Genomic DNA, 21606 nt, shown 5'->3' on the forward strand with positions numbered 1-21606 from the left:
GGTATATCTCTGATGAAAGTGAATGATAACGTAAACGATAATTATTATTATAACCGCAGCATGATAGGCGAAATATCGTCGCAATGGCAAGCGATACGCGGCCCTACGAAAACTAAGGGGTTAAGAAATAACCAGATGAAAAGGAAGGGTTAATAAATTAGACTGAAATGTTATTTATAGGGGATTTGCCGGATGGCGACGTAAGCGCCTTATTCGGCCTACGTCGCACATAATGGGGTCGTAACGGTGTAGACCGGGTAAGCACAGCGCCACCCGGTACTATTACCGTGATTAATTGCCGCCGAACATCTCCTTAATCCAGCCGGCAACGCCGTCGCTCTTCTCTTCTTTCGGCGGCTGTTGCTGCGCAGGCTGCTGCGGCTGAGACGACTGATCGAACGGATTGCCTGACGGCTGCTGTTGCTGCTGCATCATCTCGCCCTGCTGGCACAGCGTATTTGGATCGTCCGTCCAGACCGGCAGAGTGCGCATACCGCCGCTACAGACAAAATTACCGTCGTAATCAACGCCCATATCCACCACATCTTCCGGCGGCGTCAGAACTAAAGGCGTCGGCGTCTGGTTCGCCAGATAGCGCTGGTAAATCGCCATCGCGCCGCTGGCGCCGTACAATTTCGTCGGCTGGTTGTTATCACGGCCTACCCAGGTGATAGTCACCTGGCTGCCGTCGATACCGGCAAACCAGGTATCGACATTGTTGTTTGTCGTCCCGGTTTTACCGGCCAGATGCAGACCCGGATATTTCGCGCCAAGCTGACGCCCCGTACCACGCTGGACGACCTGCTGCATTGTCCAGAGCGTCAGGTAAGCCGCCTGTGCCGGTACGGCGCGTTCAGCTTGCGGATAACTTTGGTACAGCACCTTACCATCTTCCGCAATAACCGAACGCAGCGCTGATAACGGCGCGCGATTTCCACCGCTGGCGATAGTCTGGAACGCTTGCGCCACTTCGATCGGCGTCAGGTTCAGCGCCCCTAACAGCATCGCCGGAACCGGATTGAGCTGATCTTTCGGCACGCCGAGCTTCGTCCAGGTATCGGTTACCGCCGGTAAACCTAACGCCATCCCCAGATTGACCGTCGGTACGTTCATTGAGCGAGTTAACGCATCCACCAGCATCACTTTCCCGCTTTCGCTGTAGCGACGATCGTCGTTCTGCGGCGACCAGACCTGACCATTCGGCTGGCGCAGAGAAATCGGCGCATCGGCAATCCAGGTGTTCAGACGGTATAAGTTCGGCTGACTTAACGCGGTCAGATAGGTCGCCGGTTTCGCCAGCGACCCGATGGAACGGCGCGCCTGCATGGCACGGTTATAGCCGGCATACTGCGGCTCCGCCCCGCCAACCATCGCGCGCACCTCGCCACTAAAGCGATCCACCACCACCATCGCGGTTTCCAGATCGCTCAATTTACGCTGCTTCTTCAACGCCGGAATGCCTTCGACAACGGCTTTTTCTGCGGCATCCTGCGCCACGGAGTCAAAGGTGGTGAAGATCTTCACGCCGGAGAGATCTTTAATTTTATCCCCCAGCTTCGCCTGCAGTTCCTGACGAACCATCTGCATAAACGCTGGCTGCGGTGAAATAACGCCGCCGCGCGGCTGTACGCCAAGCGGACGCGCGCTCAGCATGTCATAGAGTTCCTGATCGATGATTTTCTGCTGCTGTAACAGGCGTAGCACCAGGTTACGACGCTCCAGCGCCAGTTTCGGGTTGCGCCACGGGTTATAAATCGACGCCCCTTTTACCATCCCCACCAGTAACGCCTGCTGATCGAGGCTCAGTTCCTCTACCGGACGACCAAAGTAATACAGGCTCGCCAGCGGAAAACCGCGAATTTCATTATCCCCGCTTTGACCGAGGTAGACCTCGTTCATGTACAGCTCAAGAATACGATCTTTACTGTAACGGGCATCCATGATCAGCGCCATGTAGGCTTCATTCGCTTTACGCCAGTATGATCTTTCGCTGGAGAGGAACAGGTTCTTCACCAGCTGCTGGGTCAGCGTACTGGCCCCTTGCACCGTGCGTCCCGCCGTCAGGTTGGCCAGTACCGCACGCCCGATAGAGTAAAGACTAATGCCATCATGCTCATAGAAATGACGGTCTTCCGTCGCCAACAGCGTATCGACCAGCAGATCCGGGAAACCGCTGCGCGGGACGAATAAACGCTGCTCGCCATTTGGCGAAGAAAGCATGGTGATAAGCCGCGGATCGAGGCGGAAGAAGCCAAACTGGCGGTTGTTATCCAGATTGACGATGGTTTCCAGACGCCCGTCACTGAACGTCAGCCGCGCGCGCACCTGCCCTTCTTTGCTGTCCGGGAAGTCAAACGGACGACGGATCATCTCAATGCTATTGGCCTGCACGGTAAATTCGCCGGGACGGGTCATCTTCGTCACCAGACGATACTGCGTCGCTTCCAGCAATTTCACCATCTCGTTTTTGCTGACAGGCATGTCTGGCTCAAGGTTCACCATCCGGCCATATACCGCCGCCGGAAGCTGCCAGACCTTGCCATCAATACGGCTGCGGATTTTTTGATCCAGATAGACGCCGTAAATGGCGAACAGCACCACAAAAACGATAAACAGTTTTAGCAATAGCCACAGCCAGCCGCGCTTGCCACGAGGCTTACGCCCTTTGCCCTTACCTTTACGCGGCATCGGTTCTTCATCCTCATAGTCATCATCATAATCGTCGTCATGCTGCCGACGACGGCTCACCTTTTGTTTCACAGGACGTGACGGTTTCCCCTTACGTCCAATCGGCTCGCGGTCATTCCCCGCCATGCTTTTTCTCCGCAACATACAGGCGCAAAGGCCCGATTCTCTATTCTTCCGCCAGACGACAGAAGAAGAAATCTCTCAATTTACCCTTTGCCGGATGGCGATTAACGCCTTATCCGGCCTGGAGGCAACGTATAACACGTCACGAATACTTCTTCGTGCGCCGCGTTGGGGCCGTATTCGCCGGATCGTCCGGCCAGACATGTTTGGGGTAACGGCCCTTCATCTCTTTTTGCACTTCGCGATACGCCCCCTGCCAGAAAGCGCTTAAATCGCGTGTAATCTGTAGCGGTCGCTGCGCAGGCGAAAGCAGTTCCAGCACCAGCGGCACGCGGCCCTGAGCGATGGTTGGGGTCTTCGCTTCGCCAAACATTTCCTGCATTCTGACCGCCAGAGCGGGCGGGTTATCTTCATGATAACGAATCGTTATTCGGCTTCCCGTCGGCACAGTGTAATGCCCAGGCAGTTCACTATCCAGACGTTGCAGCATGGCATAGTCAAGCAGTCCCCGTAACGCCTGAGTCACATTCAGAGATTTCAGACTCCGTAACGACTGTACGCCTGTCATGTGCGGCAGCAACCAGTTTTCCAGAGTCGCCAGCAGCGACGCCTCATCCACGGCAGGCCAGTCATATTCCGGCAGCCATTTCGCCGCACAGTGTAGACGCAGACGGAACTGCTCCGCTTCCGGCGTCCAGTTAAGGACGGACAGACCTCTATCGCGGATGCCGTTCAGCATCGCCTGATGAAGCTCCTCTTCAGACGGTTTCGCCAGTGGCTGAACACTAACCGTCAACTGTCCAATACGCATTCTGCGCCACGCTTTCAACGTTCCCTGCGCTTCGTCCCATTCAACCGTGTCAGACTGGCGCAGTAAATCAGGACACGCCTGAATCAGCGAGGCGATATCCAGCGGCTGCGCCAACAATATTCGGGCGTCCGGCGAGGCGCTACCTTGCAGCAACAGCGGCGCGATCAGCCATTCATGACGTCCCAACGCGTCATCCGCATCTAACATCGCGCCCATACCATTGGCTAACTGATAGCGCCCTTCCTGACCACGACGCCGCGCGATGCGGTCGCTAAATGCTCTGGCCAACAGCGGCATAATAAGCGCGCTATCCGGCTCGCCATTACGCACCTGCAGCCGTTTTAAAAGCTGCTGGCTACGCTGCTGCCAGCCCGGCTGTCGCCGCGAAAATAGCACGCTTAAATCCGTACCGCCGCCGCGCGGCGGGTCCTCAAGGATGGCCGCGAGCATGGCGGCGGTAGCGGCGCTATCGCCCTCGTCGGCGTTGACTAACATCGCCGCCAGGCGCGGATCGTTACCCATTGCCGCCATTTTTTGCCCCCGCGCGCTTAACCGCTCGCCCTCCAGCGCGCCTAACATCAATAATAAACGGCGGGCGGCCTGAAGATTCACCTCCGGCGGCCTGTCCAGCCAGAAAAGCGATGCCGGATCGTGACATCCCCACTGCAACACTTCCATCAACAAACCGGAGAGGTCGCTGTGTAAGATTTCCGGATCGCTTTGCGCCGCCGCCCGCTCCGCCTGTTCTTTGGCCAGCAGATGTAAACAGATTCCCGGCGCCAGTCGTCCGGCGCGCCCCGCGCGCTGCGTCATTGACGCCTGACTGATACGCTGCGTAACCAGCCGCGTCAGTCCCGTTCGCGCGTCGAATCGCGCCACGCGCTCCTGAGCGCTATCGACGACCAGACGAATCCCTTCAATCGTCAAACTGGTTTCGGCAATGTTAGTCGCCAACACTACTTTACGCATCCCGGCGGGGGCGGGAACAATCGCTTTGCGTTGCGCCTCCAGTGACAATGCGCCATACAGCGGACAAAGCAGGACATCGCTGCCTACCCGCGACGCCAGATGTTCATGAACGCGCTGTATTTCGCCTACACCGGGTAAAAATAGCAGCAGCGAACCGTTTTCATTGCGCAGCAGTTCCGCTGTCGCCATCGCGACGGCTTCATCAAAACGCAAATGCGCCGCGAGCGGCTGATAACGTCGCTCCACGGGAAACGCTCGCCCCTCCGAGACGATCGTCGGCGCATCAGGCAGTCGCTGACAAAGCCTGTCGTTATCCAGCGTCGCAGACATAATTAACAGCCTGAGATCGTCACGGAGCCCTTGCTGGATATCCAGCAACAGCGCCAACGCTAAATCCGCCTGTAAACTGCGCTCATGAAATTCATCCAGTATCACCAGCCCCACGCCGCGTAATTCGGGATCGCGCTGAATCATTCTGGTCAATACGCCTTCGGTCACCACTTCCAGCCGGGTACGCGGCCCCACGCAGCTTTGCGCGCGCATCCGGTAACCTACCGTTTCGCCAGGCTTTTCATTCAACGCTTCCGCCAGACGCTGGGAGACATTACGCGCCGCCAGACGACGCGGTTCAAGCAGGAGAATTTTTCCAGCAACCGGCCCCTGTTGCAGGAGTTGCAACGGCAGCCAGGTGGATTTCCCCGCCCCGGTAGGCGCGGACAACAAAACCTGCGGCGCGGTTTTTAGGGCTGTCAACAATTCAGGCAATACGGCGGCAACGGGCAATGACGTCACAAACGGCTCCACGGGGTTAACTTTCTTTGCGCCGCATTGTAGCATCGTGTTAATCCATAACCGAGTATCCCTATGTCTGAGCCAAAACGGCTGTTTTTTGCGATTGACTTACCCGACGACGCGCGCGCGCAAATTATCGCCTGGCGCGCCGCCCATTTTGCGTCTGAAGACGGACGCCCCGTGGCAGCGGCGAACCTGCACCTGACGCTGGCCTTTTTAGGCGACGTCAGTAACGATAAGCAGCGCGCGCTTGCGCAACTGGCCGGACGAATTCGCCAGCCGGGCTTTACGCTACATCTGGATGACGCCGGTCAGTGGCTGCGTTCGCGCGTGGTGTGGCTGGGGATGCGCCAGCCGCCGCGCGGGTTGTTGCAGTTGGCTAATATGCTGCGCGCGCAGGCCGCCCGCAGCGGTTGTTATCAAAGCCCGCAGCCTTTTAACCCGCATATTACGCTGCTGCGCGACGCCAGCCATGCGGTGGCTATCCCGCCGCCGGGCTTTTGCTGGTCATTTCCGGTCACGTCGTTTGCGCTTTACGCCTCTTCGTATGGGCAAGGCCGTACCCGCTATGCCGAGCTGCAGCGCTGGACGCTGGGCGAATAATAATGAAGGAATGTCGATGCTATTCTCACCCCCTTTACAACGCGCTACGCTGATTCAGCGCTATAAACGTTTTTTAGCCGATGTGATCACCCCTGACGGTACAACGCTTACGCTGCACTGTCCTAATACCGGCGCGATGACCGGCTGCGCCACGCCTGGCGATACCGTCTGGTATTCGACATCAGAAAATACTAAACGCAAATATCCGCATACCTGGGAATTGACTGAAACGCAATTCGGCGCATTCATTTGCGTGAATACGCTGCGGGCGAACCAGCTAACGAAAGAAGCGATTCAGGAGAATCGCCTGCCGGCGCTGGCGGGGTACAATATTCTGAAAAGTGAAGTCAAATATGGCGCCGAGCGCAGCCGTATAGATTTTATGTTACAGGCAGATTTCCGCCCGGACTGCTATATTGAAGTGAAATCGGTCACGTTAGCGGAAAAAGAAAACGGTTATTTTCCCGACGCCATCACCGAACGAGGGCAAAAACATCTTCGGGAGTTGATGGGCGTTGCGGCGGCAGGTCATCGCGCGGTGGTGGTGTTCGCGGTGCTGCACTCCGCCATTACACGTTTTTCACCCGCACGTCATATCGATATAAAATACGCGCAGCTATTGAGCGAGGCTCAGAATAAAGGCGTGGAAGTTTTAGCTTATAAAGCAGAACTTTCAGCCCAAAAAATGGAACTGAACGAACCAGTACCCATAACGTTGTAGTGGAATAACAGCCTGATTATTAAGTATTCTGGCCGCGTGCGTAAATACGCTTTTCCTCACAGGGTTGTCAAGTGTTACGTTTAGATAATTGCTATCCGGAAAAGCATCTGCTATTTATAGCGACCTGATTTTCCCCCGAACATGGGGATCGATAGTGCGTGTTAAGGAGAAGCAACATGCAAGAAGGGCAAAACCGTAAAACATCGTCCCTGAGTATTCTCGCCATCGCTGGGGTGGAGCCGTACCAGGAGAAACCGGGCGAAGAGTATATGAACGAAGCCCAGCTATCGCACTTCAAGCGTATTCTTGAAGCATGGCGTAATCAACTCCGGGATGAAGTCGATCGCACTGTGACGCACATGCAGGACGAAGCCGCCAACTTCCCCGATCCGGTCGATCGCGCCGCGCAGGAAGAGGAGTTTAGCCTGGAGTTACGTAATCGTGACCGTGAGCGCAAACTGATCAAAAAGATCGAGAAGACGCTGAAGAAAGTGGAAGATGAAGACTTCGGTTATTGCGAGTCCTGCGGGGTGGAGATTGGTATCCGCCGCCTGGAAGCGCGTCCAACAGCCGATCTGTGCATCGACTGCAAAACGCTGGCTGAAATTCGCGAAAAACAGATGGCGGGTTAATCCCGTTCGTTTCTACCCTATTTATGACAGGCGGGAGTTTTCCCGCCTTATTCTTTATTGCCCGCAGCATGACTGACTCACACTATATTGGCCGTTTCGCGCCGTCGCCATCCGGCGAACTGCATTTCGGCTCGTTAATCGCCGCCCTCGGCAGCTATCTACAAGCCCGTGCGCAACGCGGAATTTGGCGCGTTCGCATAGAGGATATCGACCCCCCACGTGAAGTTCCCGGTGCCGCAGCGACCATTCTGCGCCAGCTGGAACATTACGGCCTGCACTGGGATGGCGAGGTCTTATGGCAATCACAGCGTCATGAGGCTTATCGCGAGGCGCTGGCCTGGCTTCATGAGCAGGGACTGAGCTACTACTGCACTTGCCCCCGCTCGCGCATTCAGCGTCTGGGCGGTATTTACGACGGCCATTGCCGGACGTTATGCCACAGGCCGGAGAATGCCGCCGTCAGAATTAAACAGCAGCATCCGGTGATGCGTTTCCATGATGCCTTGCGCGGCGACATCCAGGCTGACCCACAGCTGGCGAGCGAAGATTTTATTATCCACCGCCGCGACGGACTGTTTGCTTATAATCTGGCCGTGGTGGTCGACGATCATTTTCAGGGGGTGACGGAGATCGTCCGCGGCGCAGATTTAATCGAACCCACTGTCCGACAACTTTCTCTGTATAAACAGTTTGGCTGGCGTGCGCCTGGTTACGTGCACCTTCCGCTGGCGCTCAACGAACAAGGCGCTAAACTTTCCAAGCAAAATCATGCCCCTGCGCTTGCGACAGGCGATCCGCGCCCGGTACTGGTCCAGGCATTGCGCTTTTTAGGCCAACGCGACGTCGTAGCGTGGCAGGAGATGTCTGTTGAGGAGTTGCTGCGCTTTGCGGTGACGCACTGGAGGCTTACAGCCGTACCCACATCGGCTAATGTAAATCCGGCATTCTCAAATGCGTCTCGCTGAGCTATGATTAGCCGCTATTTTTGCTCATCGTCTTTCGCATTGCTGCGGCGTTAATGATGCTTACAGCCCAGGTCGCGTTGCTCTCTTACGCCCGTCTGCCGTAATGCGAAAGACATAGAGTAAGTTGATCTTATTAATGTATGACACTACCGAGGTGCGCTATTTTTACCCGAGTCGCTAATTTTTGCCGTAAGGTGTTAAGCCGCGAGGAGAGCGAGGCAGAACAAGCCGTCGCCCGTCCACATATGACGATTATCCCGCGTGAACAGCACGCTATCTCCCGCAAAGATATCAGTGAAAATGCCCTCAAGGTACTGTACAGGCTGAACAAAGCGGGCTATGAAGCCTACCTGGTCGGCGGCGGCGTCCGCGATCTCCTGCTCGGCAAAAAGCCGAAGGATTTCGACGTGACCACCAACGCAACACCGGATCAGGTACGGAAATTATTCCGCAATTGCCGTCTGGTGGGGCGTCGTTTCCGCCTGGCTCACGTGATGTTTGGCCCGGAAATTATCGAAGTGGCAACGTTTCGTGGTCATCATGAAGGCAGTGAAAGCGACCGTACGACCTCCCAGCGTGGGCAAAACGGTATGCTGCTGCGCGACAACATCTTCGGTTCTATCGAAGAAGATGCCCAGCGCCGCGATTTCACCATCAACAGCCTTTACTACAGCGTAGCGGATTTTACCGTGCGCGATTACGTCGGCGGGATGCAGGATCTGCAAGAAGGCGTGATTCGCCTGATCGGCAATCCGGAAACGCGCTACCGCGAAGATCCGGTTCGAATGCTGCGCGCCGTGCGTTTCGCTGCGAAGCTCAATATGCGTATCAGCCCTGAAACGGCTGAGCCAATCCCGCGTCTGGCAACCTTGCTAAACGACATTCCTCCCGCGCGCCTGTTCGAAGAGTCGCTGAAGCTGTTGCAGGCGGGGAACGGTTTTGAAACCTATCAACAACTGCGGGAATACAACCTCTTCCAGCCGTTGTTTCCTACCATTACGCGTTATTTCACCGAAAACGGCGACAGCGCAATGGAACGCATCATTGCGCAGGTGTTGAAGAATACGGATAACCGCATCCGTAACGAGATGCGCGTTAATCCGGCATTTTTGTTTGCCGCCATGTTCTGGTATCCGCTGCTGGAGATGGCGCAAAAAATCGCTCAGGAGAGCGGTCTGGCCTATTACGACGCTTTCGCGCTGGCCATGAATGATGTGCTGGATGAGGCCTGCCGTTCACTGGCGATCCCGAAACGTCTGACCACGCTTACCCGTGATATTTGGCAGCTTCAGTTACGGATGTCGCGACGCCAGGGCAAACGCGCCTGGAAACTGATGGAACATCCCAAATTCCGCGCCGCGTTTGATTTACTGGAGCTGCGCGCTCAGGTGGAAAATAATACTGAACTGCAACGTCTGGCGCAGTGGTGGGCCGAGTTTCAGGCTTCCGCGCCGCCGGAACAAAAAGGGATGCTCAACGAGCTGGACGACGATCCTGCTCCACGCCGCCGCCGTTCACGTCCGCGCAAACGCGCGCCGCGCCGCGAGGGCTCCGTATGACGATCGCGTATATCGCGCTTGGCAGTAATCTGGCCTCTCCGCTGGAGCAGGTCAATGCCGCCCTGAAGGCTATCGCCGACATTCCCGATAGCCGTATCGTCACGGTGTCTTCGTTTTACCGCACGCCGCCGCTTGGCCCACAGGATCAGCCCGATTACCTGAACGCCGCGGTGGCGCTGGATACCGCCCTCGCCCCCGAAGAATTGCTTAACCATACCCAGCGCATTGAGCTGCAACAGGGCCGGGTGCGCAAAGCCGAACGCTGGGGGCCGCGCACGCTGGACCTCGACATTATGCTGTTTGGCGATGAAGTCATTAACACCGACCGTCTGACCGTACCGCACTACGACATGAAAAACCGCGGTTTTATGCTGTGGCCGTTATTCGAAATCGCTCCTGATCTGATCTTTCCGGATGGTATCAGCCTGCATCAGCATCTCACCCATCTTGGTGCTGCAAAACCCGCCCACTGGTAAAACATCGCCTCCCCTTTAGCGTTTATTGCTTTAGCGCCAAACGATTGCTTAAATCAATTGCCCCCCTGAATATGACTGTTAGAATGCCGGGAAATATAACTTTTACCATCAGGAAACGTTATGAAACCCACCACTATTTCACTGCTGCAGAAATGCAAGCAAGAGAAAAAACGCTTCGCGACAATTACCGCCTACGACTACAGCTTCGCTAAGTTATTTGCCGACGAAGGTATCAATGTGATGCTGGTTGGCGACTCGCTGGGCATGACGATTCAGGGGCATGACTCCACTCTGCCGGTCACCGTGGAAGATATCGCTTACCACACTCGTGCCGTGCGACGTGGCGCGCCCAACTGTCTATTGCTCTCCGACCTGCCGTTTATGGCTTACGCCACCCCGGAACAGGCATGTGAAAACGCGGCTATCGTGATGCGTGCGGGGGCCAATATGGTCAAAATTGAAGGCGGCGCCTGGCTGGTTGATACGGTGAAAATGCTCACCGAACGCGCCGTGCCGGTTTGTGGTCATCTGGGGCTAACGCCACAGTCGGTGAATATCTTCGGCGGCTATAAAATTCAGGGCCGCGGAGATGCAGGGCAAGTGCTGCTGGATGACGCGCTGGCTTTAGAAGCCGCTGGCGCTCAACTGCTGGTGCTGGAGTGCGTGCCGGTTGAGCTGGCGAAGCGCGTCACGGAAGCGCTGTCGATTCCGGTGATCGGCATCGGCGCGGGCAACGTCACCGACGGTCAGATCCTGGTGATGCACGATGCGTTTGGCATCACCGGCGGCCATATTCCCAAATTCGCGAAAAATTTCCTTGCCGAGGCGGGCGACATGCGCGCCGCCGTACGGCAGTATATGGCTGAAGTGGAGTCCGGCGTTTATCCGGGCGAAGAACACAGCTTTCACTAATTTTTCTGACCGTGCCGGATGGCGACGCGACGCGTCTTATCCGGCCTACAGATCCTCAACGGATGTAGGCCTGATAAGCGCAGCGCCATCGGGCAGGATCATCAAGCAACTCAAGGAGTTTTGTTGTGCTAATCATTGAAACCCTGCCGCTGCTGCGCCAGCATATTCGTCGTCTGCGTCAGGAAGGTAAACGCGTCGCACTGGTTCCCACCATGGGCAACCTGCACGACGGCCATATGAAGCTGGTCGATGAGGCAAAAGCCCGGGCTGATGTGGTGATCGTCAGCATTTTCGTCAACCCGATGCAGTTTGACCGGCCGGACGATCTGGTGCGTTATCCGCGCACGCTGCAGGAAGATTGTGAAAAGCTGAACAAACGCAAAGTCGATTATGTCTTTGCGCCAGCCGTTGAGGAAATCTACCCGCAGGGGCTGGAAGGCCAGACGTACGTTGATGTTCCCGGCCTCTCTACCATGCTGGAAGGCGCCAGCCGTCCGGGCCACTTCCGCGGCGTCTCGACTATCGTCAGCAAGCTGTTCAACCTGATCCAGCCGGATATCGCCTGCTTTGGCGAGAAGGATTTCCAGCAACTGGCGCTGATCCGCAAAATGGTGGCGGATATGAGTTATGACATTGAGATCGTCGGCGTGCCGATTATTCGCGCCAAAGACGGTCTGGCGCTCAGCTCACGTAACAGTTATCTGACCGCAGAGCAGCGCAAAATTGCGCCGGGTCTACACAACGTGATGAATAGCATCGCTGAAAAACTGATCGCGGGTAATCGTGAGCTGCAAGAGATTATTGCCATTGCCGAACAGGAACTGAATGAAAAAGGCTTCCGTGCCGACGACATTCAAATCCGTGATGCCGACACGCTGCAGGAGCTGACGGAAACCAGCAAACGCGCAGTGATTCTGGCCGCCGCCTGGCTGGGTCAGGCGCGTCTGATCGATAATCAAAGCGTTACATTAGCCCAGTAGACAGGGGTTAAAAATCGGGCAATACTGCCTGAGAATTTCCAAAGCAGGCCACAAGCGCCTGCTTAGTCAAGGTAAACGACAGGGTAAAGAAGTTATGATTCGCACCATGCTGCAAGGCAAGCTCCACCGCGTAAAAGTCACGCAGGCGGACCTGCACTACGAAGGTTCCTGTGCCATTGACCAGGATTTCCTTGATGCCTCCGGTATTCTGGAAAACGAAGCGATTGATATCTGGAACGTGACCAATGGGAAACGTTTCTCAACCTATGCGATTGCGGCTGAACGCGGCTCCAGAATCATCTCGGTGAACGGTGCGGCGGCGCACTGCGCTGAAGTTGGCGACATTGTGATTATCGCCAGCTTCGTCACCATGTCTGATGAAGAAGCGCGTACATGGCGTCCGAAAGTGGCCTATTTTGAAGGCGACAACGAAATGAAGCGCACCGCGAAAGCTATTCCGGTACAGGTTGCCTGATAGTCCTTATCCCTGCGGCTGGTTGCTGATCAGCCGCGACATGGTTTCCAGCGAATCCGTGCGCAGAATATACAGCCTTTTGAGCAGCATCGGATTATCCCCCGGCTTCACCTTCCCTCTCACCGTAGTGACCGCCAGATGGAAACCGGCGTCTTTTGCTGCTTTGATCGCGGTCGCGTTATAACCGCCAAAGGGATAAGAAAGATAAAATACGTGCGGAGTAAACTGTGCGAGCGCCCGCCGCGAGCGTTCAAAATCAAACAGAATATTATGGTAGCTGCGACTATATAAAATCGGGCGACGGTGCCCGTCTACCCGGTGTAAAAAATGGGTATGCGACTGAAAATCAAAAACATCGCTTATCTTGCGCAATTCGGACACGCTCATAAATTGCAGCGACCTGGGATTCCATGTTTGCGGATGGCGCTTAATACGCGATGAGATAATAAATGCCGTCGCTTTCATAGCGTACTGCTTTAATACCGGATACGCATAGCGACTCACCGATTTAAGGCCATCGTCAAAGGTGATAACCACCGCGCGCGCCGGGAAATTGGCGCGGTTATGGATGTAATCCTCCAGTTGGTACATCGTCAACGTGGCATAGCCGCGATCGCGAAGCCAGGTCATTTGGTTGCTGAATGCCCGAACCGAAGTCGTGGTGGACGTATGGCGAAAACGAGTATTCTCTTCATCACGTAAGATGTGATGATAGGTCAAAATCGGAATGCCGTTGTCTTCCTGCGCATCCATGGCGCTGACATAAACCAGCCTGTCGCCAATACGGATCTGATACCAGGTTTGATGTAGCCGGCCTTTCAGCTTGCTAATAATGGGGTAACGCAAATTATCCACCAATACGCCAAACGGGGCGCTACTGATGTCCGGCGCGTTATACACCGGCGTGTCCTTCCAGGTCACCAGATTCTGATTGCTGAGCGGCTTGTTAAGATCGCCCAGGCCATCTTCCACTTTTTGTTTTCCCTGCACGGATTCCAGATGGCCTTTATCGATAAAGCCCACACCGAAGCCGAATTTAAAGGCATAATAATCAGCCGCAACAGGCGTTACGGAAAGAATTTGTCCGGCGCGGATATTCCCTACGGTCACCATTTTGTCGCCAATCTGCGACCAGATGGCGGCATCTTTCGTCGTTTGCATATAACGAGCGGGCAAGGCAGCCAACACATTACCGGCGAAAAAGAACAGCAAGATAAGAACAACGCGCATAACCATATATCATAACCGAGGCGAAAAAACGCCGTCATTGTAGCAAAAGCGTCGTCAATGGTATTGATCAAAACTCATACGAATCATGCAGCAATACAAAAGGTGGATTTTTCTGCTGCTGATGCCAGAGACTGGTGACATCCGGCGCGCCAAGCGCGACAATCTGGTCGCGAAATGCTGAACTGCTCATTGACTCTCGCCAGGGAATCATTTCTTCCATCAATGAATAGCTGACACCTGAAATAACTTCACATTGAGAATGTTTATGGCTCATCAGCGACGCGACACGATAAGGCGCCGCGCCGGAAATGTCGGTTAAAAATATCACGCCTTCACCGGAGTCGGTGGCATGGAGGGCGTCACACATCATGCGGCTGAGCATATTTACGCTTAGCCCACGCCAGAAATTGACCGCCCGACACTGCGCCAATGGCCCATACTTCTTTTCAAGACCTTCGAGCATTTCCTGCGCCCGATCGTCATGACAGGAAATGACCCATCCCAGCATAACTTCTCCTCCATTGAGCTCCAATCCTGCATGATGTCAGCATGTTTTTTTGGCCGACAACACACTATGACCACGATCATTTTTTATTCAAAAAATTTTGCATTATTTTTAAAATTGTTAGCAGCCTTCATAGAATCTGGCCCATTAAAGGGTAATCACGGCGATTCAATTAAACAAACACTCACCAAAATAATTGATTAAATATATATTATAGATATTTCATATTTATGTATTCTGAATTTTTCTTCGCGCCGCCAAAATCATCGGACATTATATTTACTCATTCGGCAATAAAAAGAACAATAACTTCCCACACTATAGATATTGTTACTATGTCAATATTTATAATATCTTAAAGGATCAAAGATAATGAAACTCACCTTAAAAACACTCACTGTGGCACTGGCTGCCATCACCCTCTCCCCCGCCGCGCTGGCAGACACCGCCAAAGACGGCACCGTACATATCACCGGCCTCATTAAGCAAAACGCCTGTACGGTAACAACGGATTCAATAGATGTGACATTACAGGACGAATTTGCCTCTCTTTTCACTGCCGCAGGGCAGACGGCAGGGGATAAAGACTTCACCATCGAACTCGAAAACTGCGACGCAAACATCTACAGCAGTGTACAGGCGCGCTTTGAAGGTACGCTCGACGGAACCGATGCGACCATCCTGAAAAATGACGCTGATGCTGAGAATATTGGCGTGCAGATTCTTGATAACGCTGGCACCACTATGACCTTTAACGATCTTCAGGCATGGTCTGCCCCAGTCAACCTCCCTACAGCAGAGGGGGTGACGTCACTCTCAATGCCTTTCACCGCCCGCTATATCTCCACCGCGGTTCCCGTTAAGTCGGGAACGGTCGATGCAACCGCAACATTCTATCTGCAATATAACTGATCCTGGCGGCCAGCGTCGGCTGGCCCCTTTGTTTATTGAGGTCATCAATGAATTCATTGGCTAAAGCAGGGTTGCTTTGTTGCCTGTTGTGCGGTTCGCTGGCGCATGCCGCAGGGATAAACATCGGCACAACGCGGGTTATTTTTCACGGCGATGCCAAAGATGCGTCCATATCGATAAGCAATAGCGACAACGTTCCCTATTTAATTCAGTCCTGGGCGCAATCGATCAGCGAAACCGGGGCGAGCGGCGATGCGCCGTTTATGGTCACCCCGCCGCTTTTTCGCCTTAATGGCGGGCAAAAGAACGTACTACGAATTATCCGTACCGGCGGCAATTTGCCGGAAGATCGCGAGTCGCTGTACTGGCTGGATATTAAATCGATTCCCAGCAGCAATCCGGACAATAAACACAACACACTCATGCTGGCCGTTAAAGCGGAATTTAAGCTGATTTACCGGCCAAAAGCGTTAACCCAAAAACCAGAAGAAGTTGCCGATCGGTTAACGTGGTCGCGTCAGGGTCGCACACTCACCGTGAAGAACCCCACGCCCTATTATATGAACTTCGCCACCCTTTCCGTTGGCAGTCAAAAAGTGAAAGCCCCGCGCTATGTGGCGCCTTTCGGCAACGCGCAGTACACGCTGCCTGCCGCCGCCAGCGGCCCAATTGTCTGGTCTATCATCAACGATTTTGGCGGTACTGGCCCCGAACATAAACAAACGCCTTGAGAAGAGTGACAGGGATGAGAGTGCCGATGCGCAAAAGGCAACACCGGGTATTTTATTTATCGCGCTGCGCTGTGTGTATCGCGCTGGGCAGCACGTTCACACACGTTGCATGGGCGCGCGACTATTTCAATCCGGCATTTATTGAAAACCATGGGCAGGCGAATCACACAAGCGTCGATCTGTCGACATTTGATAACGACAAAAGCCAGCTGCCTGGCACCTATTACGTCACTATCAATATCAATAAAACAGAAATCGGCGCGCGAAACGTTGATTTTCAACTCACGACGCTCAGTGACGGTCAACAGGCATTACAGGGCTGTTTACGGCTTCAGGAACTAAAAGATAACGGCGTCAAAACCGACCTTTTTCCAACCCTGGAGAGTGAAAAAGGCTGCGTCGATCTCAACGTTATCCCCGGCGCCAGCCAGCAGTTTGATTTTCAGCGACAGGCATTATCAGTAAGCATCCCGCAACTCTACATCGCCAACAACGCGCGCGGCTACGTGCCGCCGGAAAAGTGGCAGGAGGGGATTACCGCGCTAATGCTGAACTACAGCTTCAGCGGCTATAAAGAGTACGGTTCCAGCGAGGATTCCGACGATGCGGAATCGAAGTATCTCGCTCTCCAGCCGGGTTTTAACCTCGGGCCGTGGCGTTTTCGCAACTACAGTAACTGGAGTTCAAATAACGGCGAGAGCGGTAGCTGGAACAGCGTTTATAACTATTTACAGCGCGACATTATCGCGCTGAAAAGCCAGTTCACCGCCGGAGACAGCAATACGCCATCCGATGTGTTCGACAGCGTACCTTTTCGCGGTCTCCAGCTCACCTCTGACGATCAAATGCAGCCCAACAGCCAGCGTGGTTACGCCCCGACGATTCGCGGCATTGCCCGCTCAAACGCGCAGGTTATCGTGCGGCAAAACGGCTATATCGCCTATCAGACCGCCGTTTCGCCGGGCGAATTTGAAATCAACGATATGTTTCCCACCGGCAGCAACGGCGACTATGACGTAACGGTAAAAGAAGCCGACGGCAGCGAACAGCATTTTATCGTGCCCTACTCTTCGCTGCCGATTCTGCAGCGCACCGGACGGGCAAAATACAGCGTGACCGTGGGTAAATATCGCGATTATAACAACCACACGCTGGACGACTTCGGCCAGGCGACCCTGCTGTACGGCCTGCCGTGGGGCATCACCCTGTACGGCGGCAGCCAGATTGCCGGCGATAAATACCAGTCCGTCGCCTTCGGCGTCGGGCAAAATATGCAGATGCTGGGGGCCATTTCCCTGGACGGCATCTGGTCGCACGCCAAATTTGACGATGGCCGCAAAGAAATCGGGCAATCCTGGCGCGTCCGCTACAGCAAGGGCGTCGTCAGTACGGGCACCACGTTTTCGCTGGCTGGCTATCGTTACGCCAGCGAAAACTACAATTCACTGAGCGAGGTGATCAACCCGGACGACGATTTTTATGATAACTACGGCAAACGCCATAATCGTTTCGAAGCCTCGGTCAACCAGCAAATTAGCAATACGCTCGGTTCCTTAACGCTAAGTTGGGTCAAAGAAGATTACTGGCACAGCGCGCAGCAGATGGAATCTCTGAGCGCCAGCTACAACAATAGCTGGGGTCCGGTGAGCTATACGCTGAGCTACAGCTATAACAAAAACACCTACCAGTACCGTTCGGACAATGACGATGATGATAACGACGACGATCGTTATAACCAGAACGATCGGCTGTTCACGCTGTCGCTGCACGTTCCGTTTACGGTGTTCGATTCCAGGCTATACGCCAGCTATATGCTGAACACGCGTAAGCACGATGCCACGGTGAACAGCACCACCCTTAGCGGCACCGCGCTGCGTGACAGAAACCTGAACTGGTCGTTACAGCAGAGCCACAGTACACAAGACGGTGATTCCGGCGGGGTAAACGCCAGCTACAAAGGCACTTATGCCAACCTCAACGCCGGCTACAATCAGTCGCCAGATAGCCAACAGGTCAGCTACGGCATCAGCGGCGGCATTCTGGCGCACGAAAACGGTATTACCCTGAGCCAGCCGATTACCGGCGCGGCGATTTTAATTAAAGCGCCCGGCGCCAGCGGCGTTTCGGTTGAAAACCAGACCGGCGTCGCCACCGACTTCCGGGGTTATACGGTGATCCCCAACGTCACGCCGTATTATCGCTACGATATCTCGCTCGACAGCAGCACGTTTGCCGACAACGTGGATATTCCGCTCAACAACCAGACCGTCTACCCGACGCGTAATGCGGTGGTGCGTGCGGCGTATGACACGCATAAGGGCTATCGCGTGCTGTTAACGCTGACGCGCAGCAATGGCGAGCCCGTGCCCTTTGGCGCGACGGCAAGCGTCGATGGGCAGGATGCGAACCTGGCCAGTATCGTCGGCGATAAAGGCCAGGTCTTCCTCAGCGGCCTGCCGGAAGAGGGCCTGCTGCTGGTGAACTGGGGAAGCGCCTCTTGCCGCGCGGATTACCGCCTTGATATCAGCAAAAATATGAACGGCATCGTGATGGCGAACGCCGTCTGCCAGTGAGGAACACAATGAAGAATTTATGGATGCTGCTGGCGCTGTCGCTATTTTCAGGCCATGCGCTGGCAGAAGGAACGATGGGCAACGGAAGCGGCTGGTGTCAACCCACCAACGGCACGCATACTTTTCCTTTTAGTTTTAATCAAACCATTACCGATACGGATGGGAACCAGACGGGAACCATCGTTGAAGAGCACTGGTCAGCTGGCGGAGAATATTCGGCTAAATGCGACTGCGATAACAGTGATTATCGCGGGTACAACTATTTCACCGCGACCACCGGCGATCTGACGCAGAAAGGCACGCACAGCGAGACGCGATACTACGGACATATGGATTACTATGTCCTCGTGGCAGGCAAACTGGAAATTGGCACCGAAGCGTATGTAGCCGGGAAGTTGAACGAGAATATTCCTGTCCCGTTTTCCTCAATCAGCAATGAGGATAGTTCCGCAGGCGGCTGTGGCGATGCAGAAATGAAATCAATGACAGCGGGCAATAAAGGCACGGTAAGGATTTATATTACTCATCCTTTGGTCGGCGAAATCTCGATCCCGCAAACAACGATCATGAATCTCTATTTATCAAAAACGCCGGGCAGCAGCGGAGATAATATTCCCCCCGCCGTTCCCCCTGTCGCGCACGTCACCATGTCCGGAACTATTACCGTGCCGCAGTCCTGTTCCATCAACGCCGGGCAGGTTATCGAGGTCAGGCTGCCGGATATTGAGGGCAAAGATATTCGTAATCTCGGCGACAGTCCGCAGAACTCGCACGTCACCACTCAGGTAAACTTTACCTGTAGCAACGTGGCGGACGGCACCAACCTGTCAATGTCATTGAACGGAGAAACCGATCCGCACAACCCGGAATACCTGAAAACCGACAATGAGAATTTAGGGATACGGATTTCCGATAAATACGATAAGACCATCGTTCCCGGCGGCAGCGCCGAATTGCCGATTGAAGATTACACAGACGGTAAAGGCAGCACCGAGTTCACCGCCGCGCCGGTCAATACCACCGGACATGTCCCCCACACAGGAGAATACCAGGCTACCGCCACGCTGGAGATTCAGATTCGCTGAGAGAAGCGTTGGGTTTCAGCAAGCCTCCCCCCTACAGCCCCGTAACCCATTGATATTACGGGCCCGTAGATGGGGTGAAGCGAAGCGCAACCCAACGCCCCTGTCAACGCTTAACTGCGCAACCCGCGCCCACGCTGGATCAGTGACCAGCACAGCAGGTAGAAAGCGGCGATAAAGATCACCAGTACGCCAAACGTCGTCACCAGCGGCACATCATGGATACCCAGGAAGCCGTAGCGGAAGCCGCTGATCATGTAGACGATCGGGTTCAGGTGCGACAGCCCTTGCCAGAACGGCGGCAGCAGCGTAAGCGAGTAAAATACCCCGCCGAGGTAGGTCAGCGGCGTCAGCACGAAGGTGGGAATCAGGCTGATATCGTCAAAAGTTTTCGCAAACACGGCGTTCAGCAGTCCGGCCAGCGAGAACAGAATCGCGGTCAGAATCAGCGTTAGCGCGACAAATACCCAGGAATGCACCTGGAAAGGCACGAAAAAGAGCGAAATCGCCGTCACCAGAATCCCCACGCACAGCCCGCGCGCTACGCCGCCGCCGACAAATCCGGCGATGATCACGTGCGTTGGTACCGGCGCGACCAGCAGTTCCTCAATATTGCGCTGAAACTTGGCGCTAAAAAATGACGACGCGACATTCGCGTAGGAGTTAGTAATGACCGCCATCATAATCAGGCCCGGCACAATAAATTGCATATAGCTAAAACCATGCATTTCGCCGATGCGCGAACCAATCAGGTTACCGAAAATAATAAAATAGAGCGTCATGGTGATGACAGGCGGCACCAGCGTTTGCACCCAGATCCGCATAAAGCGGTGGATCTCTTTCGCCCAGATGCTTTTAAGGGCAACCCAGTAAAGCTGCATCATGCGCGATCTCCTTGTTTTTCATGCACCAGCGACACAAACAGTTCTTCCAGACGGTTGGCTTTATTACGCATACTTAATACCTGAACCCCCTGCTCGCTCAGTTGGCTAAAGACACTGTTAACCCCCTGCTCGCGTAACACTTCCACCTCCAGAGTCGAGGTATCCACCAGACGATATTGATAACCCGTGAGCTTAGGTAGCGGGCTTTTTGGCGCTAAATCCAGAATAAACGTCTCCGATTTCAGCTTTGAAAGCAGATTTTTCATGGAGGTATTTTCCACCAGCTCGCCGTGCTGAATAATACCGATATTGCGGCACAGCATTTCCGCCTCTTCCAGATAGTGGGTGGTGAGAATAATGGTGGTGCCTTTGGCGTTTAAGTCTTTCAGGAATCCCCACATCGAGCGACGCAATTCGATATCGACGCCCGCCGTCGGCTCATCGAGAATCAATAGCTTAGGCTCATGCATCAGCGCGCGGGCGATCATCAGGCGGCGTTTCATCCCACCGGAGAGCATCCGCGCACGTTCACTACGTTTTTCCCACAGATCGAGCTGTTTTAAATACTTTTCGCTACGTAAAACCGCCTCTTTATGTTCCACGCCGTAGTAACCGGCCTGATTCACTACGATCTGCTGCACCGTTTCAAACGGGTTAAAGTTAAACTCCTGTGGCACCAGTCCAAGCTGTCGCTTGGCGTTAACCACGTCTTTTTCCAGGTCGTAACCAAAAACGTTAACGCGCCCGGACGTTTTATTAACCAATGAGCTGATAATACCGATGGTGGTCGATTTCCCTGCTCCATTTGGCCCCAGAAGCGCGTAAAAATCCCCCGCTTCGACCTGCAAATCTATGCCGCGCAGCGCCTGAACGCCGCCGGGATAGGTTTTTTTAAGTTGTTGAAGTTCCAGCGCAATGGTCATAAATTCTCACTTACTTTACGTTCTTACACTTTATATATGGTTTAAATAATTACGGAGTTG

General features: G+C 54.3%; 19 protein-coding genes. 13 read left to right on the forward strand and 6 right to left on the reverse strand.

The window, feature by feature from the left end; all coding sequences use genetic code 11:
* Window positions 1-291: 291 nt before the first annotated feature.
* On the reverse strand, window positions 292-2814 hold the full coding sequence (gene mrcB, locus ABVN44_RS17640) for a bifunctional glycosyl transferase/transpeptidase (RefSeq protein ID WP_000918127.1): 2523 nt from the start codon (window positions 2812-2814) through the stop codon (window positions 292-294).
* Window positions 2815-2953: 139 nt separating this feature from the next.
* A complete protein-coding gene (gene hrpB / locus ABVN44_RS17645; RefSeq protein WP_023232642.1) occupies window positions 2954-5383 on the reverse strand; it encodes an ATP-dependent helicase HrpB in 2430 nt (809 codons plus the stop codon).
* Window positions 5384-5455: 72 nt separating this feature from the next.
* Between hrpB and thpR the strand changes: the two genes are divergently transcribed.
* From thpR to panD, 9 genes are all read left to right on the forward strand, one after another.
* A complete protein-coding gene (gene thpR, locus ABVN44_RS17650) occupies window positions 5456-5986 on the forward strand; it encodes an RNA 2',3'-cyclic phosphodiesterase (protein WP_023232641.1) in 531 nt (176 codons plus the stop codon).
* Window positions 5987-6002: 16 nt separating this feature from the next.
* Window positions 6003-6707 carry a DNA/RNA nuclease SfsA gene (sfsA, locus tag ABVN44_RS17655; RefSeq protein ID WP_000899408.1) on the forward strand — a complete coding sequence of 235 codons (705 nt, stop codon included), beginning with the start codon at window positions 6003-6005 and terminating at the stop codon, window positions 6705-6707.
* 176 nt (window positions 6708-6883) lie between these two features.
* A complete protein-coding gene (dksA, locus tag ABVN44_RS17660) occupies window positions 6884-7339 on the forward strand; it encodes an RNA polymerase-binding protein DksA (RefSeq protein WP_001155232.1) in 456 nt (151 codons plus the stop codon).
* Between the two features lie 68 nt (window positions 7340-7407).
* Window positions 7408-8304: a tRNA glutamyl-Q(34) synthetase GluQRS gene (gluQRS, locus tag ABVN44_RS17665; RefSeq protein WP_023232640.1), complete on the forward strand. Its 897-nt coding sequence runs from the start codon at window positions 7408-7410 to the stop codon at window positions 8302-8304.
* 161 nt (window positions 8305-8465) lie between these two features.
* Window positions 8466-9863, forward strand: a complete 1398-nt coding sequence (pcnB, locus tag ABVN44_RS17670; protein ID WP_204368846.1) for a polynucleotide adenylyltransferase PcnB — start codon at window positions 8466-8468, stop codon at window positions 9861-9863.
* A complete protein-coding gene (gene folK / locus ABVN44_RS17675; RefSeq protein WP_000150777.1) occupies window positions 9860-10339 on the forward strand; it encodes a 2-amino-4-hydroxy-6-hydroxymethyldihydropteridine diphosphokinase in 480 nt (159 codons plus the stop codon). The genes pcnB and folK overlap by 4 nt, the downstream gene beginning before the upstream one ends.
* Before the next feature lie 120 nt (window positions 10340-10459).
* Window positions 10460-11251, forward strand: coding sequence for a 3-methyl-2-oxobutanoate hydroxymethyltransferase (panB, locus tag ABVN44_RS17680; protein WP_000805489.1), 792 nt, complete (start codon window positions 10460-10462; stop codon window positions 11249-11251).
* A gap of 125 nt (window positions 11252-11376) precedes the next feature.
* Window positions 11377-12231 carry a pantoate--beta-alanine ligase gene (gene panC / locus ABVN44_RS17685; protein ID WP_000905350.1) on the forward strand — a complete coding sequence of 285 codons (855 nt, stop codon included), beginning with the start codon at window positions 11377-11379 and terminating at the stop codon, window positions 12229-12231.
* 94 nt (window positions 12232-12325) lie between these two features.
* Complete coding sequence (panD, locus tag ABVN44_RS17690; RefSeq protein WP_000621526.1) at window positions 12326-12706, forward strand: aspartate 1-decarboxylase; 381 nt, start codon at window positions 12326-12328, stop codon at window positions 12704-12706.
* A gap of 6 nt (window positions 12707-12712) precedes the next feature.
* On the opposite strand, the gene ABVN44_RS17695 is transcribed toward panD, so the two are convergent.
* Entirely contained in the window at window positions 12713-13942 is a 1230-nt protein-coding gene (locus tag ABVN44_RS17695) for a polysaccharide deacetylase family protein (RefSeq protein ID WP_024148505.1), read from the reverse strand.
* A 61-nt stretch (window positions 13943-14003) separates the two neighbouring features.
* Complete coding sequence (locus ABVN44_RS17700; protein WP_000901958.1) at window positions 14004-14444, reverse strand: PTS sugar transporter subunit IIA; 441 nt, start codon at window positions 14442-14444, stop codon at window positions 14004-14006.
* Window positions 14445-14813: 369 nt separating this feature from the next.
* On the opposite strand from ABVN44_RS17700, the gene ABVN44_RS17705 reads away from it, so the two are divergent.
* From ABVN44_RS17705 to ABVN44_RS17720, 4 genes are read left to right on the forward strand one after another with little or no spacing between them, the layout of a single operon-like run.
* Window positions 14814-15353, forward strand: a complete 540-nt coding sequence (locus ABVN44_RS17705) for a fimbrial protein (RefSeq protein WP_001821456.1) — start codon at window positions 14814-14816, stop codon at window positions 15351-15353.
* Between the two features lie 47 nt (window positions 15354-15400).
* Entirely contained in the window at window positions 15401-16084 is a 684-nt protein-coding gene (gene stiB / locus ABVN44_RS17710) for a fimbrial biogenesis chaperone StiB (protein ID WP_001086408.1), read from the forward strand.
* Between the two features lie 26 nt (window positions 16085-16110).
* Window positions 16111-18657 carry a fimbrial outer membrane usher protein gene (locus ABVN44_RS17715; RefSeq protein WP_023232462.1) on the forward strand — a complete coding sequence of 849 codons (2547 nt, stop codon included), beginning with the start codon at window positions 16111-16113 and terminating at the stop codon, window positions 18655-18657.
* An 8-nt stretch (window positions 18658-18665) separates the two neighbouring features.
* The gene (locus ABVN44_RS17720; RefSeq protein WP_023232461.1) at window positions 18666-19742 is read left to right on the forward strand and encodes a fimbrial protein; all 1077 of its coding nucleotides are present in this window, start codon (window positions 18666-18668) and stop codon (window positions 19740-19742) included.
* Window positions 19743-19852: 110 nt separating this feature from the next.
* Here ABVN44_RS17720 and ABVN44_RS17725 read toward each other — a convergent pair whose 3' ends face one another.
* Complete coding sequence (locus ABVN44_RS17725; protein WP_000983418.1) at window positions 19853-20623, reverse strand: ABC transporter permease; 771 nt, start codon at window positions 20621-20623, stop codon at window positions 19853-19855.
* Complete coding sequence (locus tag ABVN44_RS17730) at window positions 20620-21546, reverse strand: ABC transporter ATP-binding protein (protein ID WP_000150628.1); 927 nt, start codon at window positions 21544-21546, stop codon at window positions 20620-20622. The genes ABVN44_RS17725 and ABVN44_RS17730 overlap by 4 nt, the downstream gene beginning before the upstream one ends.
* Between the last annotated feature and the right edge of the window lie 60 nt (window positions 21547-21606).

This window comes from Salmonella sp. SJTUF15570, from assembly GCF_043357055.1.
Classification (GTDB): Bacteria; Pseudomonadota; Gammaproteobacteria; order Enterobacterales; family Enterobacteriaceae; genus Salmonella; species Salmonella enterica.